At 47.5% G+C, this 17568-nt stretch carries 16 protein-coding genes; 14 read left to right on the top strand and 2 right to left on the bottom strand.

The window, feature by feature from the left end; all coding sequences use genetic code 11:
• Positions 1 to 95 precede the first annotated feature (95 nt).
• Complete coding sequence (locus VHA02S_RS23005; RefSeq protein WP_009704658.1) at positions 96 to 479, bottom strand: MerR family transcriptional regulator; 384 nt, start codon at positions 477 to 479, stop codon at positions 96 to 98.
• Positions 480 to 769: 290 nt separating this feature from the next.
• On the opposite strand from VHA02S_RS23005, the gene VHA02S_RS23000 reads away from it, so the two are divergent.
• The 14 genes from VHA02S_RS23000 to VHA02S_RS22935 all read left to right on the top strand — a co-directional run bounded on the left by VHA02S_RS23000 (position 770) and on the right by VHA02S_RS22935 (position 15948).
• Positions 770 to 1981 (top strand): thiolase family protein, encoded by a 1212-nt coding sequence (locus VHA02S_RS23000; protein ID WP_038898718.1) that lies wholly within the window; start codon positions 770 to 772, stop codon positions 1979 to 1981.
• Positions 1982 to 2017: 36 nt separating this feature from the next.
• Positions 2018 to 3511 carry a CoA-acylating methylmalonate-semialdehyde dehydrogenase gene (locus tag VHA02S_RS22995; protein ID WP_038898717.1) on the top strand — a complete coding sequence of 498 codons (1494 nt, stop codon included), beginning with the start codon at positions 2018 to 2020 and terminating at the stop codon, positions 3509 to 3511.
• A gap of 17 nt (positions 3512 to 3528) precedes the next feature.
• Positions 3529 to 4683, top strand: coding sequence for an acyl-CoA dehydrogenase family protein (locus VHA02S_RS22990; protein WP_038898716.1), 1155 nt, complete (start codon positions 3529 to 3531; stop codon positions 4681 to 4683).
• A 69-nt stretch (positions 4684 to 4752) separates the two neighbouring features.
• The gene (locus VHA02S_RS22985) at positions 4753 to 5541 is read left to right on the top strand and encodes an enoyl-CoA hydratase (protein WP_020197246.1); all 789 of its coding nucleotides are present in this window, start codon (positions 4753 to 4755) and stop codon (positions 5539 to 5541) included.
• A gap of 8 nt (positions 5542 to 5549) precedes the next feature.
• Positions 5550 to 6674 carry an enoyl-CoA hydratase/isomerase family protein gene (locus VHA02S_RS22980; protein ID WP_038898715.1) on the top strand — a complete coding sequence of 375 codons (1125 nt, stop codon included), beginning with the start codon at positions 5550 to 5552 and terminating at the stop codon, positions 6672 to 6674.
• Positions 6675 to 6685: 11 nt separating this feature from the next.
• Entirely contained in the window at positions 6686 to 7591 is a 906-nt protein-coding gene (mmsB, locus tag VHA02S_RS22975; RefSeq protein ID WP_005451602.1) for a 3-hydroxyisobutyrate dehydrogenase, read from the top strand.
• A 181-nt stretch (positions 7592 to 7772) separates the two neighbouring features.
• Positions 7773 to 8531 carry an SDR family oxidoreductase gene (locus tag VHA02S_RS22970; protein ID WP_038898714.1) on the top strand — a complete coding sequence of 253 codons (759 nt, stop codon included), beginning with the start codon at positions 7773 to 7775 and terminating at the stop codon, positions 8529 to 8531.
• 629 nt (positions 8532 to 9160) lie between these two features.
• Complete coding sequence (gene cyoA / locus VHA02S_RS22965) at positions 9161 to 10042, top strand: ubiquinol oxidase subunit II (RefSeq protein ID WP_078609229.1); 882 nt, start codon at positions 9161 to 9163, stop codon at positions 10040 to 10042.
• Between the two features lie 5 nt (positions 10043 to 10047).
• On the top strand, positions 10048 to 12084 hold the full coding sequence (gene cyoB / locus VHA02S_RS22960; protein WP_038898713.1) for a cytochrome o ubiquinol oxidase subunit I: 2037 nt from the start codon (positions 10048 to 10050) through the stop codon (positions 12082 to 12084).
• A complete protein-coding gene (gene cyoC / locus VHA02S_RS22955) occupies positions 12074 to 12673 on the top strand; it encodes a cytochrome o ubiquinol oxidase subunit III (protein WP_005451611.1) in 600 nt (199 codons plus the stop codon). The genes cyoB and cyoC overlap by 11 nt, the downstream gene beginning before the upstream one ends.
• Positions 12673 to 12984, top strand: coding sequence for a cytochrome o ubiquinol oxidase subunit IV (gene cyoD / locus VHA02S_RS22950; protein WP_005443825.1), 312 nt, complete (start codon positions 12673 to 12675; stop codon positions 12982 to 12984). Before cyoC ends, cyoD begins: the two co-directional genes overlap by 1 nt.
• A gap of 8 nt (positions 12985 to 12992) precedes the next feature.
• Complete coding sequence (cyoE, locus tag VHA02S_RS22945; protein ID WP_005451612.1) at positions 12993 to 13865, top strand: heme o synthase; 873 nt, start codon at positions 12993 to 12995, stop codon at positions 13863 to 13865.
• A 264-nt stretch (positions 13866 to 14129) separates the two neighbouring features.
• Complete coding sequence (locus VHA02S_RS22940; protein WP_038898712.1) at positions 14130 to 15224, top strand: NADH:flavin oxidoreductase; 1095 nt, start codon at positions 14130 to 14132, stop codon at positions 15222 to 15224.
• A gap of 184 nt (positions 15225 to 15408) precedes the next feature.
• Entirely contained in the window at positions 15409 to 15948 is a 540-nt protein-coding gene (locus VHA02S_RS22935; protein WP_009701640.1) for a phosphatase PAP2 family protein, read from the top strand.
• Between the two features lie 70 nt (positions 15949 to 16018).
• Here VHA02S_RS22935 and VHA02S_RS22930 read toward each other — a convergent pair whose 3' ends face one another.
• Positions 16019 to 17383 (bottom strand): endonuclease/exonuclease/phosphatase family protein, encoded by a 1365-nt coding sequence (locus VHA02S_RS22930; RefSeq protein ID WP_038898711.1) that lies wholly within the window; start codon positions 17381 to 17383, stop codon positions 16019 to 16021.
• Between the last annotated feature and the right edge of the window lie 185 nt (positions 17384 to 17568).

Below are 17568 nucleotides of genomic sequence, written 5' to 3'. Positions count from 1 at the left end.
TCAACAGACCCTAGTACAAATAAGGTTCGAGTTACACTGCTTGGGCTTGGAAATTATGGTTATTCTTGTTTGTTTTGGTCGTTACAAGTTTTTAGTTATTGGCTGTTAGTTTTATTGTCGCTCAGCGCTTGTTTGCACCGCTCTTTGGCGGTTTCTAGCTCGTTCATTACAACGCTAATATCATCCAGTTGCTGCTGTAAGTGCGCTTGTTTTTCATCAATGATGGTTAGCATTTTAAGCAGCTGACCATCGCTTTGTTGGGTATCGTAAAGCTCGAACAACTCTCGAATTTCCGCAAGCGAAAAGCCCAATCGCTTACCACGTAAAATCAGCTTGAGACGGATCTTATCTCTGCGTTGATATACGCGAATATTGCCTTTTCGTTCCGGCTCTATCAGCCCGACATCCTCATAAAAACGAATGCTTCGGGTCGTGATGTCGAACTCTTTGGCGAGGTCACTTATCTTGAATTTATCCACTCGGTTTATCCCTCTAATGAATAGTTTTGGCTTCTTAAAATCCCTTCAAGCCTTGAACTAAACGGGCTAGCTAAAAGCAGGAGAGTAAAATTGTGTTGTTATTAATGTGTTTCTTTACGTTAACGTAAATGTTAGTGCTATGCTTACGTAAACGTCAAGAAATCACAGTGCGAAAATTCATCGTTTTATGAGAGGCTGGAGTGACACCACATTCTGTGTGAAAGCTCCGTGGTAGCAGGTGTGAGGGATGAGTTCGTGAACTGTGAATTATCGTCAGAAGGGACGAGATCATGGGAAACGACATCTGGATTGTCAGTGCAAAGCGAACGCCAATCGGGCGCTTTCAAGGTCAGTTACAAGGTTATTCAGCGCCTCAACTAGGGGCATTTGCTATCAAAGCGGCAATGGATGTGAGCGGGGTTAGCGACGTCGACGAAGTCTATATGGGCTGCGTATTACCTGCGGGATGTGGGCAAGCACCAGCCAGACAAGCAGCACTAGGTGCAGATCTTCCGCTGACGACAGGCTGTACCACCATCAACAAAGTGTGTGGCTCTGGCATGAAAAGCGTCATGCTGGCTCACGACCTTATCAAAGCGGGCAGCATTCGCAGCGCCATTGCTGGTGGTATGGAAAGCATGACCAATGCGCCGTATCTGCTTAAAGAAGCACGTAATGGCATGCGAATGGGTCACCAATCTACCTATGACCACATGTTTCTCGACGGTCTTCAAGATGCGTATGAAGGGCATTTGATGGGAGTCTATGCTCAGCAAACAGCTGAACGCTCGGAGTTTACTCGTGAACAAATGGACGAATGGGCAATCCTATCCGCGACAAGAGCATTGGAAGCGCAAGAACAGCGTCTGTTTGACGATGAAATCTCGCCGATAGAAATCACGACTCGTCATAGCACTTCAACATTGGATTATGACGAGCATCCACGCTCCATCAAGCTCGACAAGATCCCTCAACTCAAACCTGCGTTCGATAAGAACGGCTCAGTGACTGCTGCAAACTCAAGTGCGATATCCGATGGTGCTGCAGCCTTGGTGTTAATGGACTCGCAGGTCGCACAGCATCAAGGTTTAACGCCACTAGCAATCCTCAAGGGGCACTCAACTCACGCTAGAAAGCCCGCCGAATTTACCCTCGCGCCCGTTTTTGCAATAGAGCAGTTGTTATCTCAACTCGATTGGTCAGTAGACGAGGTCGATCTTTGGGAGATCAACGAAGCTTTCGCCGTTGTTACGCAAATCGCGGTACGCCAATTGGGTATCGATAAAGACAAAGTAAACATCAAAGGCGGTGCGTGTGCGCTTGGGCATCCAATTGGCGCAAGCGGAGCTCGTATTTTAGTAACCCTCATTCATAGCCTACGCCAACTGCAATCGCTTGGTGTAGATGGCGACAACAACAATAAAAAAGTGATGCGAGGTATTGCATCACTGTGTATCGGTGGTGGTGAAGCCACTGCTATTGGTATCGAGATACCGCTTTAATTCCAATTATCGTATAACGTAAAGAAGGACTAGATTATGACTCGCACGGTTCCCTTATTCATCGATGGTGAGTTTCGTGAATCTCAAGCAACGGATTGGGTAGAAGTGACAAACCCTGCCACCAATGATGTGATTGCGCGCTTGCCGTGCGCAACGGATGAAGAGATGCACACTGCAATTGAGAGTGCAAAAGCCACCTTTACCAGTTGGAAAGATGTCGCCGTGTCTGAGCGGGCGCGTTTAATGCTGCGCTACCAACATCTACTGAAAGAACATCATGATGAATTGGCGACGCTGCTGTCTCACGAGACGGGCAAGATCTTTGCGGATGCAAAAGGGGATGTGTGGCGTGGTATCGAAGTGGTCGAGCAAGCTGCCAATATTGCCAGCAACATGATGGGAGAAACCGTCGAGAATGTTGCTACAGATATCGACAGCTACTCGCTGATTCAACCGCTTGGGGTGTGCTGCGGTATTACGCCATTTAACTTCCCCGCCATGATCCCTTTGTGGATGTTCCCGATTGCTATTGCTAGCGGGAATACCTTTGTCCTTAAACCTTCTGAGCAAGTGCCTCTCACGTCCATTCGCTTGGCTGAGTTATTTGAAGAAGCTGGCGCACCAAAAGGTGTGCTGCAAATCGTGCACGGTCGTAAGGAGCAGGTCGACTTGTTGCTGAAACATCCCGATATCCAAGCGGTTTCTTTCGTGGGCTCAGTGCCTGTAGCGCAATATATCTATACGACAGGCACGCAGAACTTCAAACGCGTTCAAGCCTTTGCTGGCGCGAAAAATCACATGGTAGTAATGCCAGATGCGAACAAAAACCAAGTGGTGAACAACTTAGTTGGTTCTTCAGTTGGTGCGGCTGGGCAACGTTGCATGGCGATATCCGTGGCTGTGTTTGTAGGCAGTTCGAAAGAGTGGATTGCCGACCTAAAGCAAGAAATGGCGAAAGTGCATCCGGGTGCTTGGGATGATGAGAATGCCGCGTATGGACCTTTGATCAGTGCACAAGCAAAACAGCGTGTGCTCGGTTTGATTGAAGAAGGCAAACAACAGGGGGCGGTGTGTGAACTTGACGGTAGCCAATGTGAAGTGGAAGGCTTCCCAGAAGGTAACTGGGTCGGTCCGACTTTATTCAGTGGCGTCACTACCGAGATGTCGATTTACACCCAAGAAATCTTCGGACCTGTTTTGGTGTGTATTGAGGTCGACACGTTACAAGAAGCGATAGATCTCGTGAATCGCAACCCATACGGCAACGGCACTTCCATTTTCACTGCGAATGGTGCGGCGGCGAGAAAGTATCAACATGAGATTCAAGTCGGTCAGGTAGGTTTGAACGTGCCGATTCCAGTGCCTTTGCCATTCTTTTCGTTTACGGGTTGGCGCGGCAGTTTTTACGGTGATTTGCACGCCTATGGCAAACAAGCGGTGCGCTTCTACACCGAGACCAAAACCGTGACGGCTCGTTGGTTTGACGACGACATCCCAACCGGTCCAAACCTCACCATTAACTTGCGCTAACGAAGTAAGGAGCTCATATGGATTTTGAACTCAACGAAGATCAACGTATGTTTGCCGACACGGCTCAGCAGTTTGCGGCAGAGCGTTTAGCGCCAATGGCAGCAGAGTGGGATGAGAAACAAATCTTCCCGAAAGACATTCTACGAGAGGCAGGAGAGCTTGGCTTCTTGAGCCTCTACACACCAGAAGAACAGGGTGGTTTGGGCTTGAGCCGTTTGGATGCATCTATCATCTTCGAGCAACTCTCGATGGGGTGCACATCGACCACCGCATTTATGACCATTCACAACATGGTGACTTGGATGGTTGCGAGCTTTGCGACCGAAGAAGTGAAAGACACGTTTTGCCCAAAACTTATTACGGGTGAATTTCTTGGATCTTACTGTTTAACCGAACCAAACGCAGGCTCGGACGCTGCATCTTTAACGACGTCTGCGATTAAGCAAGGTGATAACTACATACTCAACGGTGGCAAAACCTTTATCTCCGGTGCAGGCGATACCGACGTTTTAGTCGTGATGGCGAGAACCGGCGATGCGGGCGCGAAAGGTGTATCCGCGTTTGTTGTCCCCGCCGATGCAGAAGGGATTAGCTACGGACGTAAAGAGCCGAAAATGGGTTGGAACAGTCAGCCTACACGCGCGGTGACTTTCGACAATGTTTCTATTCCTGCCTCACATTTGCTCGGTGAAGAGGGGCAAGGGTTTGTGTTCGCCATGAAAGGTTTGGATGGCGGACGCATCAACATTGCTACCTGTTCTGTCGGTACGGCTCAGCAAGCGTTGAATCAAGCGGCGCAGTACATGCAAGAACGTAAACAGTTCGGCAAATCATTAGCTCAATTCCAAGCATTGCAGTTCAAACTGGCAGACATGGCAACCGAGCTTGTCGCTGCCCGTCAACTGGTACGGTACGCCGCTAGCAAGTTAGACCGAGGTGACCCAGATGCCACGACTTATTGTGCCATGGCAAAACGCTTTGCAACCGACGTCGGCTTTCAAGTCTGTGACCAAGCGCTGCAACTTTACGGTGGCTATGGCTACATCAAAGAATACCCAATGGAGCGCTATTTCCGTGATGTTCGAGTGCACCAGATTTTGGAAGGTACTAACGAGATCATGCGGTTGATCATCGCGCGTCGATTGCTCGCAGAAGAGTCCGCATTGCTATAAGTGCAGCCGACAAGCTCTGCTTTTATCCGTAAAGCTCAGGTCATTTTCATCAAGAAAGGATTCAGAGATATGTCACTAACAGAACAACAAGCGATTCAACATACCATCAGCAATCATGTTGCGGTGGTGACCATGAACAACCCGCCCGCCAACACTTGGACGTCCCAAAGCTTAACCGCATTGAAAGAGCTAGTGCTGGCGCTAAACGACAATAAAGACGTTTACGCTCTAGTGCTCACAGGGAATGGTGAGAAGTTTTTCTCTGCAGGTGCAGACCTCAAGTTGTTTGCTGATGGCGATAAAGCGGTTGCGTTAGAAATGGCGCGTATCTTTGGTGAAGCCTTTGAAACGCTCTCTGCATTTCGAGGGGTTTCCATCGCAGCCATCAACGGCTACGCCATGGGAGGCGGATTAGAAGTCGCATTGGCGTGTGATATTCGTGTGGTAGAAGAGCAAGCCGTACTGGCACTGCCAGAAGCGAAAGTGGGCTTATTGCCTTGTGCTGGTGGTACGCAAAACCTAACCGCGTTGGTCGGTGAAGGTTGGGCGAAACGCATCATATTGTGCGGTGAACAAGTCGGTGCCGCGCAAGCGCGAGAACTCGGGTTAGCAGAAGAAGTGGTGGAAAAAGGTGGAGCGCTGAATAAAGCCATTGAGCTTGCAGAATCGGTTGCCAATCAATCGCCGTCCTCGGTAACCGCATGTAAAGCGCTTATCCAAAACATGCGTTCAGCGCCACTCAAACATGGTCTGATTAAAGAGCGAGAACTGTTTCTAAACTTATTCGATACCGAAGATCAAACCGAGGGGGTTCGTGCCTTCTTAGAAAAACGTAAACCCAACTGGAAGAATCAATAGGAGGTCGCATGACAGGGAAAGTAACCATTAGCGAAATAGATTGCTTAGACGGCGTGCACCGAATTGGTATCGCGACGTTAGACAACACGGCTTCTTTGAATGCGTTGACTTACGACATGTTGGCAGAGCTCAACGACCAACTTATCGAATGGCAAGATGACCCTGATTTGGTGTGTGTCATCCTCAATGGCGCGGGTGAGAAAGCGTTTTGTGCAGGGGGCGATGTACGAACCATGTACCACGTCATGCACGAGAAAAGCAAAGAAGAGACTGCCGAGTTCTGTTCTAACTACTTCTCGCTCGAATACGAATGTGATTACCTAATTCATACCTACCAAAAGCCAATCATTGGCTGGGGAGAGGGCATTGTGATGGGCGGTGGCATGGGCTTATTTATGGGCACCAGCCATAGAGTCGTCACGCCTAAATCTCGTCTCGCGATGCCAGAGATCAATATCGGGCTTTACCCAGACGTAGGTGGTACTTGGTTCTTAAGTCAAATCGACCCAGAGGTAGGTTTGTTCCTTGGTTTGACTGGCGCAATGGTGAATTCAAGTGACGCTGTCACTATAGGGCTGGCAGAATGGTTGCTGTTGGAAGAGCAATATCCGGCACTGTTAGAAGAGCTGAAGCAAGTCGACTGGGGTTCAGCCGATGCCAAATCGCTTGTCAGTGCGGTACTTCAGTTGATGGAAGATCAAGTCATCGACAGTAAGCCGACAACTCAGATTTGCCCTTATCTCGACCAAATTAAAGAAGCCTGCAAAGGCTATGACTTAAATCAGATTGCCCAACGTATTCAAGCAATGGAAGGCGAGACTCAATGGCTTGAGAACGCACAAAAATCATTTGTTGCGGGCAGTCCGATCACCGCACATATCTGTTTTAGACAAGTCAAAGAGTACCACCGCTTGTCATTGGCGGATTGTTTCCGTCTAGAGCTAACCTTGTCAGTTCGCAGCGCATTACTTGGTGAGTTTGAAGAGGGCGTGCGCTCTCGATTAGTTGATAAAGATGGCAATCCAAAATGGATGTTTAACAGCGTCAGTGAAGTCGATGAGAGCGTCATCGATACCTTGTTCACTTCTCTTTGGTCAGAAGAGGAACATCCACTTGCACAGCTAGGAAAATAAGGAGAAACAACATGAGTACCATTGCATTTATTGGCTTGGGCAACATGGGCAGTCCAATGGCACAAAACCTATTGGCGTCAGGGTTTCACGTGCAAGTGTTCGATGTGGATGTGAACGCGGCGAAGCAACTTGAACCGTTTGGCGCGGTGGTTGCTAGCACGTTAGAAGAAGCCGTAGATGGCGCAGGAACCGTTATCACCATGCTACCAGCAGGTGCACACGTGCGCGCGGTGTACTTAGGGGATTTACACGGTGGTGTCGGTCTGCTCAATATTGTGCAGGACAACGCATTACTGATTGACTGTTCGACCATCGATCCAGATTCTGCTCGCTTGGTGGCGAACGAAGCTCAGAACAAACGATTGTTGTTTGTCGATTCTCCCGTCTCTGGGGGTGTAGCAGGCGCAAAAGCAGCAACGCTGACCTTTATTGTTGGTGGCTCGGATGAAGCGTTCTCTAAAGCCAATGCGATCTTGCAATACATGGGTAAGAACGTGTTCCACGCTGGTAAAGCGGGCGACGGTCAGATGGCAAAAATCTGTAATAACCTGATGTTGGGAATTTTGATGTCGGGAACCTGCGAGGCGCTCAATCTTGGTATTGACCATGGTCTCGACCCGAAAGTCTTATCCAATATCATGCTGCAAAGCTCTGGTCGAAACTGGGCGCTGGAGCTCTATAACCCATGCCCCGGTGTGATGGATTCTGCGCCAGCGAGTAATCAATACAATCCCGGTTTTATGAGCAAGTTGATGCTGAAAGATCTTGGCTTAGGATTGGATGCGGCGCTGCAAACCAACTCTTCTGTTCCTATGGGCTCTTTGGCTCGCAATCTTTATGCATTCCATAACGCGGCAGGTCATGCAGAACTCGACTTTTCAAGCTTGTTTGAATTCTATAAGAACCAGAAGGGCTAAAAGCGAGATTCCCTATCACGCTCGTTCCTCGCTGTAGGGAATGACGGTGTCGGCGAGGCTACGACTGCAATTCACCTTATCTGGATGAGCTCGATAGTTTCTAAGTAAATAGGTTCTAGGCAAACAGTTTTTTCTAGACAAGCTTTTAAGCATGGAAGTCATCCAGTAATGGAGTACAGATATGGATTTAAAAAACAGTGTCATTGCAATCACAGGTGCGGGGCAAGGGTTAGGGCAGATGATGGCGGTCAGCCTTGCTCAAGCGGGCGCGGATTTAGCATTGCTTGATGTTAACGAAACAGGACTGCTGAATACCCAAGAACAATGCCGGATGCTCAGTGCCAAAGCATTGATCTATCGACTTGATGTCACCAATGAATCTGAAGTGGAGGATACCTTTAATGAGATTCTTCAAGACTTTGGGCAGCTAAATGGCTTAGTTAATAACGCTGGCGTCTTGCGAGATGGGTTATTAGTCAAAGCCAAAGATGGTGAGATCACCAAGATGTCGCTTGAGCAGTTCAACCTAGTGATGAACGTGAATGTCACGGGCACCTTCTTGTGTGGTCGAGAAGCGGCAGTCAAAATGATCGAGAGTGGCTCGAAAGGCGCCATCATTAACGTCTCCAGCGTGGCGAGAGCGGGCAATATTGGACAAACCAATTACTCTGCATCGAAAGCTGCCGTCGCAACCATGGCAACAACATGGGCAAGAGAACTCGCCAGATATGGCATTCGCTCTGCGGCCATTGCGCCCGGTGTCGTCAAAACTGCGATGGCAGATCAAATGAAACCAGAAGCCATAGACCGACTGCAAAAGATGATACCCGTCGGTAGGATGGGAGAGACGAGTGAGATTGCTCATGCCGTGAAATACATTCTTGAAAACGACTACTTCACAGGGCGAGTGCTCGAAGTGGATGGCGGAATGAGAATGTAGTATTGAGCCATTGGTTTCTGGTAGCGAGCGCTAGTTAAGTAGCGCTCGTTTCGTTTTAGTGAGTTCATTCGATTAACAATTGAACCAAATATCACTCTTAAAAAGCATTTGGTATTAATCTGGTAAATTAAATTGTCTAAGTAATCATTTTCTGAAGAAATGCCATGTAAATAGTATGTGAATTCATAACTATGATACTGGTCACGCTTTCCTTAATTCGCACTTTCTAATGTAGCTCACACTCTCGCACCGAATACGCAACTGATTACTCTTCTCGTTTGGGTTGCTTAAGTTACTGTAAAGAAAAGGATATACGTTGTAGTACGTTAATGTTGCGCACCTGTTTTGCTATTCCTTTATCAATATTGGCTTTCATAAATGGAACGTTAGTTTCCATCTGTGGCTAATGAGCTTTCCTTTTTCCCTCCGCATAATGCGCTCGAATGTAACAATGTATTTCAAAGTGTAACAATAAACTCACGTTGTGAGTGTGGTTTTAACCATCAAGCAACTTGATACCTCCCACCAAGAAGTCCATTGCTGCACAAGCTCAACACAAAAATATTCTAATGACCAAGACAACCAATCGCAGGGCTTGCTCTGTTGTTGGCTAACCATCGAGAAAGTTAATGGAAGCTTCAAGATACAAACGCATCTTAGCGAGGATAAGTTTGGCAGGAACCATTCTTATGCTTTCAGGGTGTAACTCTGCTCTACTTGACCCGAAAGGTAGCATTGGCGTTCAGGAAAAAGAACTGATCATTACAGCGCTTTTACTGATGCTGATTGTCGTGATCCCCGTGATTCTTATGACAATCTATTTTGCTTACCGCTACCGAGAGTCGAACACTGGCGAGGAATACGCTCCAGAGTGGGCGCACTCGACCAAGATCGAAGTGGTGGTGTGGACGATTCCAATCATCATCATCGCGATTTTGGCAACCATCACTTGGCGTTCTACTCACGAGTTAGAACCATCCAAGCCCATCGCAAGTGACGTCAAACCCATCACCATTGAGGTGGTGTCACTCGACTGGAAATGGCTATTCATCTACCCAGAAGAGAACATTGCGACAGTGAACTATGTGGCGTTTCCGAAAGATGTTCCGGTTCAGTTCAAACTGACCTCAGACAACATCATGAACGCGTTCTTTATCCCGCGTCTCGGTACTCAGATTTACGCGATGCCAGGCATGGTGACCAAGTTAAACCTTATTGCGAACCACACAGGGGATTACAAAGGCTTTGCTTCTAACTACAGCGGTAAGGGTTTCTCGCAGATGAAATTTACCGCAGCAGCAATGGAAGATCGCACTGCATTCCTAAATTGGGTACAGCAAGTGAAAGCCAGCCCTGATCGAATCGAAGACTGGGAGCAATTCCGTGCGCTTGCATCACCAACGGTGGCGGAGCCTGTGAAGATGTTCTCTAGTATTCCACCATTTTTGTTCACCGACGTCGTGACCCAGCATCCGGGTTCAATGAACTGTTTGCCGGAAAATCTAGGATAATCGCAATGTTTGGAAGATTAACACTTGAATCAATCCCTTATCACGAGCCGATTATTGTCGTCACTCTAGCGGTGATCGCGATCGTTGGTTTGGCTGTCGTTGCGGCGATAACCAAAGCGGGTAAGTGGCAATACTTATGGAATGAATGGTTTACTTCGGTAGACCACAAAAAACTAGGCTTTATGTACATCGCTGTGGCAATGGTGATGTTGATTCGTGGCTTTGCTGATGCGGTCATGATGCGTAGCCAACAACTGCTTTCTGCGGCAGGCGAGAGCGGTTATTTACCACCACATCACTACGATCAAATCTTTACTGCCCATGGCGTAATCATGATTTTCTTCGTGGCAATGCCGTTGGTGATTGGTTTGATGAACATCATCGTTCCGCTGCAAATTGGTGCGCGTGATGTGGCGTTCCCTTATCTAAACAACCTGAGTTTCTGGCTCTTTATTGTGGGCGTGATCCTCACTAACATGTCACTTGGCTTGGGTGAGTTTGGTCGTACTGGTTGGTTGGCGTATCCGCCGCTGTCTGGTATTGAGGCAAGCCCCGGAGTTGGGGTGGATTATTGGATATGGGCGCTGCAAATATCCGGTGTCGGCACCACGCTGACGGGCGTGAACTTCTTTGCAACTATTTTGCGCATGCGTACGCCGTCTATGCCAATGATGAAGATGCCAGTGTTCACGTGGGCGTCCCTGTGTGCCAACATCCTAATCATCATTTCATTCCCAATCCTAACTGTAACCATCGCGCTACTAACGCTGGATCGCTACATCGGTACGCACTTCTTCACCAATGATCTTGGCGGCAACGTAATGATGTACGTCAACTTGATTTGGGCATGGGGCCACCCAGAAGTGTACATCCTGATCTTGCCTATTTTTGGTGTGTTCTCTGAAGTAACGGCAACCTTCTCACGCAAGAAGCTGTTTGGTTACACCTCGCTAGTATGGGCAACCATCGTAATTACGATTTTGGCGTTCGTCGTTTGGCTGCATCACTTCTTCACCATGGGCTCAGGTGCAAATGTGAATGCATTCTTCGGCATCGCCACCATGATCATCTCTATCCCTACCGGGGTGAAGATCTTCAACTGGCTATTCACCATGTACAAAGGGCGCATCCGCTTTACCACGCCGATGATGTGGACGGTTGGCTTCCTGATTACCTTCTCTGTGGGTGGTATGACGGGCGTACTAATGGCAGTACCGGGCGCGGACTTTGTTCTGCATAACTCTGTGTTCCTGATTGCGCACTTCCATAACGTAATCATCGGTGGTGTGGTATTTGGCTGTTTCGCGGCAATCACTTACTGGTTCCCGAAAGCGACAGGTTTCACCATGAACGAAACATGGGGCAAACGTGCATTCATTTGCTGGATTGTTGGTTTCCTAATGGCGTTCCTACCGCTTTATGCACTGGGCTTTATGGGCATGACGCGTCGTCTAAGCCAAGACCTTAACCCAGAGTACTTCCCACTGTTGGCAGTTGCTGCAGCGGGTACGGCAGTGATTGCGCTTGGCGTGGTTTGTCAGTTCATTCAAATCTACGTGAGTGTTCGTGACCGCGAGCAAAACCGAGACCTAACAGGTGACCCATGGGGCGGTCGTACCTTTGAGTGGGCGACGTCCTCACCACCGCCGTTCTACAACTTTGCACACCTACCAAAAGGTGATGTGCTAGACGCGTTCTGGTACCAAAAGCAGAGTGGTGAATTCGATCCAACCAAAGAAGTGGAATACGAACGCATTCACATGCCGAAGAACACACCAACAGGTATCTATGTTTCTGCATGGGCATTGGTATTTGGCTTCGCGATGATCTGGTACATCTGGTGGCTAGCAGCAGCAAGCTTTGTTGGCATTATCGTTACGTGTATCCAACACAGCTACAACGACGACGTGGATTACTACGTTGAAGTAGAAGAAATCAAAGCGATTGAAGCGGAGCGTCGAGCTCAACTTGAAGAAGCGAAGAAAAACGAAGTGAAAGACAACGATAAAAAAGACGATCTGGAGGTGACCTATGCAAGCTAATGTTGCGGTTCACGACCACGATCATCACCACGATTCTGCTGGCATTAAGCTGTTTGGTTTCTGGATTTACCTAATGAGTGACTGTGTATTGTTTGCGACCTTGTTCGCGACTTACGCAGTACTAGAAAGCGGCTCTATTGCGGGTCCAACCGGTAAAGACATTTTCGAACTGCCGTTCGTGTTTGTAGAAACCATGTTGCTGCTGTTCAGTAGTATCACGTTTGGCTTCGGCATGATTGCGATGAAACGCAAAGACGTTGCAGGGTTAAAACGTTGGTTAAAAGTGACCTTCTTACTTGGTGCTGGCTTTATCGGGATGGAAGTGTACGAGTTCCATCACCTGATTGTTGAAGGCTACGGTCCACAAGAAAGTGCATTCTTGTCGGCGTTTTTCACTTTGGTTGGAACACACGGTCTGCACGTAACCTTTGGTTTGATCTGGCTAGCCGTATGCTACCACCAACTGTCCACCAAAGGCTTGAACGATAACATGTCGATGCGATTCCAGTGCTTGAGCTTGTTCTGGCACTTCCTAGACATCGTTTGGATTTGTGTATTCACCATCGTTTACTTATTGGGGGTTATGTAATGGAACAACATCTAGATACAGGTGCCTCTGATTACGTAAAAGGCTTTATTGCGTCTCTGATCCTGACCGTGATTCCTTTCTACTGTGTGTGGGCGCAAGTGCTGCCAGATACCGCAACTTATGCTGTGTTATTTGGTTGTGCGATTGTGCAGATCTTCGTGCACTTTAAGTACTTCCTGCACATGGAAGTGAAAACGTCAGAAGGTCAGTGGAACGTGGTGTCACTGATGTTTACCGCCATTGTTGTGTTGATTCTGATCGCTGGCTCGATCTGGATCATCTACAACATGAACGTCAACATGAAGTTGTAGGCTAGGGTATGCTGAAAAGTTATTTGTCTATTACTAAACCGGGCATCATTTTCGGCAACCTGATTTCTGTTGCGGCGGGGTTCTTCCTCGCCGCAAAATCAGAACCCGCTAACTTTCTGTTGTTGCTAACAACGTTAGTTGGCGTGGGGCTTGTGATTGCATCAGGATGCGTGGTGAATAACATTTTCGACCGCGATATCGACCAAAAAATGAAGCGCACGCAAAACCGTGAATTGGTGATGGGAAACATCAACATCGATGCGGCGTTTGTTTACGCTTTGGTATTGCTGCTTAACGGCACAGCGTTATTGTTCCAATTGGTGAATCCGCTCTCCGCTGTGGTTGTTCTATTGGGCTACGTGTTTTACGTCTTTTTCTACACCATGTGGTACAAACGAAATTCGGTCTACGGCACCTTAGTCGGCAGCATTTCTGGCGCGGTTCCTCCGCTGGTGGGCTACCTTGCGGTGACGAACTACATCAGCTTAGAAGCGATTTTACTCTTCATCATGTTTTGTCTTTGGCAGATGCCGCACTCTTACGCGATTGCGATGTTCCGCATGCAAGATTACCGCGATGCAGGCATTCCTGTTCTTCCCGTTAAAGAGGGTATTACCAAAGCACATCAACATATGAAAGCGTATGTGGTGGCTTTTGGGGTGGTTGCTATTGGGTTGTTTATGTTGGGTGAAGCTGGTTACGAGTATTTAGCGGTCTCGGCAGCAGTGTGCTTTATGTGGACACGAGTGACATTCCAAAAAGTGAATTACAACAACTACATCCAATGGTCCAAAGCGGTGTTTAAGGTGTCGTTATTGGTCGTGATGAGCATCAGCGGCGTGCTTGGTTTAGAGTTGATTCCATTGCCGTTTATTCATTAAAGGAAAGTAAATCTGAGTTAACGATTGATGACATCAGTAGTAGTGATGAGAACAAAACCAATGAATGCGGAATCGGTGATCTATCTCACCAAACCTTAATCCAGATTAAAGTTTTGCCGCAGTTTCGGCGGTAAGGTTCGCGTCGCTCATCGCACTGAACAGAAATTCAGAGAAGGAACAGCCATGCTTTGTGTATCGCTGTTCCTTTTTCGTTCCTGCTCGGTAGTGATGCATCTAAAAAGACAGATTATAAGAGGACTGGACTTGAGCATTTTGTTTTCAGAAGCCCGCATTGGCAACATGACACTAAAGAACCGCTTTGTACGTAGTGCAACGTGGGAAAATATGGCGACAGAAGACGGTCACATGACCGAGAAGTTGTACGACATTTATGAAGAACTTGCCAAAGGTGAAGTGGGTCTGATCGTTACTGGCTACGCGAACATCGTAGAAGAAGAGAAGCCGAACGCAGGCATGATGGGGATCTACAACGACTCTTTCATCGATGAATACAAAAAGCTGACTGACCTTGTTCATGAGCATGACTCTAAGATCGTTATGCAGATCGCTTACGGCGGCACAAAAACAACATTCAACGTTGGCGAGCGTGTGATTTTTGCTCCAAGTGAAGTGCCAGAGCGCGGCACCAAAACGGAAGGCAAAGCGATGACTCAAGATGAGATCGACTACATCGTTAAAGCATTCGCACAAGCAAGTAAGCGTGCACAAGATTCTGGCTTTGATGGTGTAGAAATCCACGCGGCGCACACGTACTTGATCAACCAGTTCTTAAGCCCATACTACAACCGTCGCGAAGACCAATACGGCGGTAGCCTTGAGAACCGCATGCGTTTCCTTATGGAGATCTATGCCGAAACACGCAAGCTAGTTGGTGACGATTTCCCGATTCTGGTGAAACTGACAGCAACGGAATTCTTCGATGGCGGTTTGACGTTCGATGAAACGCGCATTGTTTGTAAAAAGCTAGAAGAAGTGGGCGTGGATGCAATTATCGTATCGGGTAACATTCATGGCAACGCAAGCACCATGGTAGGTGAATCGTTCGACGGTTACACGTTACAAGAAGAAGGCTACTTCCATGAATACGGTCAAGTGATCAGCCAAGATGTGAACGTACCTGTAATTACCGTAGGTGGCTTAAACGACTTCTGTGCGATCGAAGATTTGGCTGAAAACACCAAGATCCAATTCTTCGCGCTTTCTCGTCCGTTATTGGCAGAGCCACAATTGATCAAGCGCTGGAAAGACGGTAACCGCGCCGAAGTGGACTGCGAACGTTGCTCTAAGTGTCGCACCAAGCGCGGCAACTTCTGCGTGGTTTACAAGCGCAGAAAGTAAAACATCCGAAACGGGCAGTTTGTGTGTAACTGCCCGTTTTATGTCTCCGGTCACTCCCTTCAGTCCAGTCATTGATTCTCCTTTCACAAACAATTCACGCTTCAATTGTTACACTTTGCAGTCGAACAATCGCGAGAGCTGTGATAGTTTTCGCTCGCACTTTTAAATCTAATTGGTTGTATTAATGAAGAAAATTGTACGTTTGGTTGGCGTAGTCTCCACTCTTTGTGCCCAATCTACTTATGCCATGAGTGAGAAAGATTGGGACGTGTTGACCGATATTGGCGCGTATGGCTTGGTCGCAACGGCGGCGGCTGTTCCGGTATACAAAGGGGACTGGGATGGCTTTTGGCAAGCTGGCTTTAGTATTGGTGCTGCGTCTGGTGTTGGCTTAATTGGTAAAACCACCATTGATGCTGAGCGTCCAGATAAAAGCGGAAACGACAGTTTTCCTTCTAACCATACGGCTAATGCTTTTGCTTCGGCTACCACTCTTTATTTGCGTTATGGTTGGGAAGCAGGTTTACCTGCATACGGTGTTGCCACATTAGTCGGCTATGGCAGAGTAGAGGCGAAGAAACACTATTGGCGAGATGTGTTAGCTGGTGCTGCATTGGGCACATTGAGTGCTTACGTGTTTACAGATGCTTATGATGAGAATGTTCAACTCGTGCCTTGGGTGACAAGTGAAGATGTCGGTGTTTCAGTTACTTACCGCTGGTAATTTGAGACCCGATAAAAAAGCCTCGGCATAAACCGAGGCTTTGTGTTACTAAATTCTAAAACGTTCGTGATTAGAACTGAGCTTTAATCCAGATCATGCGGTGGTCAGAAGAAACATCCTTACCGCTCCCTTTCTCACCAATGCGAGGATCGTTAAATAGCTCACGACCTTCTTCATAAGATGCAGCCCAGTAAACGCCAGAATCCACAACGTTTAGGTTTGCTGATGGCATAGCGTAGTCAACACCTAGACCAAATGTTGAAGTAATGCGATTTGGAATTGGGTGAGTAGAACTGTCGTCCGCTGCGTGTTCTGCTGCGCCAAAGCTTGTTGGGTAAAGCTCGCCATTCATCACGTCTTGGTTAACTAATGGATCATTGTGGAATGCTTGCATGATCTCACTAAAGCCATCACCATCCAATGGATCAAGGTTTTGGTCGCCCATCATGACGAACTTCGCACCTTCTACCAGACCGCCTTTCTTACCAGCATCATCGTAGAAGTAGTCTTTACCCTGTACGTAATGATGCCAGAACTCAACCTCTGCACCGTTTTGTACTTTGTTTTTACCTGTATCAAACACTGGTGGGGTCGGGTGTGACATAAGCAGGTGAACAACTTCATCGCCTTTTTCTGTTGGGATGATAATTGGTGCGTCTACGTGGTTTTTAGAAGACAGACGAATTTGCTCCCACTCTTCAGCAGTGTACCAATCGTCACCACAGTCCATGCCTTCAGGGAATTTGCTTGGGTCGTCGCATAGCGTGATGGTAGGGATCTTAGCGCCTTCCATATCTTTCCATTTAAACTCTTGGAAAGTACGTGTGTTGTCTGTGTCGATTTTGTATTTAGACATTAAAGCGAACGCGTATTGACCGTGGTAGTTACCAAAGCCCCAAGCGTCACCAGGTAGTTTGCCTTTTACGCCATCGTTATCTAAGTCTAAGCCACTATTTAAGCCAGTATTTGTCGAGTAAGACTCCGCGTACGGGTACTCGATAGGCTCTAGATCAGCTTTACCGCCTGCACCTTCAAGGCTTTGTGCGATAGAAAGGTAGTTTTTCTGGAAGCCCTCTAGCGCGGCTTTGTTTTCGCCAGTGCCATCGTTATTGTATTCCGCCATCATCAGAACATCAGGGCGGTTCTTCTGGATGATTGCTGCTACGTTACGGATCTGAATGACTTTCTCAGCCATTGCTTTGTCTTCCGCAGCAATTGATTTATCAAGGTACGCAGTAACGAGCTGAGTTTGTTTTGCTGGTTCAACTTGCATTTCTGCAACAAGAGCTTCGAAAGTATAGCGATCAAAAGAGAGGTTATAAGTGGCGATCTTTACTTCTTTAGGTTGAACATTCACATATTCAGTATCGTCATTGCATCCGGTAAGTAGGGTCGCACCAATGAGGAGAGCAAGAGGTGTTTTTATATATTTCATGGGTATGTCATACCTTATAATTGGATTCGCGCAAATACTAAAGTTATCAGTAGCTTTTGTAAGCGACATGAATCACACAAACGATTGCGAATTTGCATGATTGTTCCGGTTTTGTGTGATTTGTGCAATAAATGCATCACTTTCAACAGCAGAAGTTTATATACAAACTGTTAAATAAAGGTGTC

The sequence above is a fragment of the Vibrio harveyi NBRC 15634 = ATCC 14126 = KCTC 12724 genome, from assembly GCF_001591145.1.
GTDB classification, from domain to species: Bacteria; Pseudomonadota; Gammaproteobacteria; order Enterobacterales; family Vibrionaceae; genus Vibrio; species Vibrio harveyi.
Note: the sequence above shows the minus strand (reverse complement) of the source record. Positions and strands in the feature narration are given on the sequence as shown.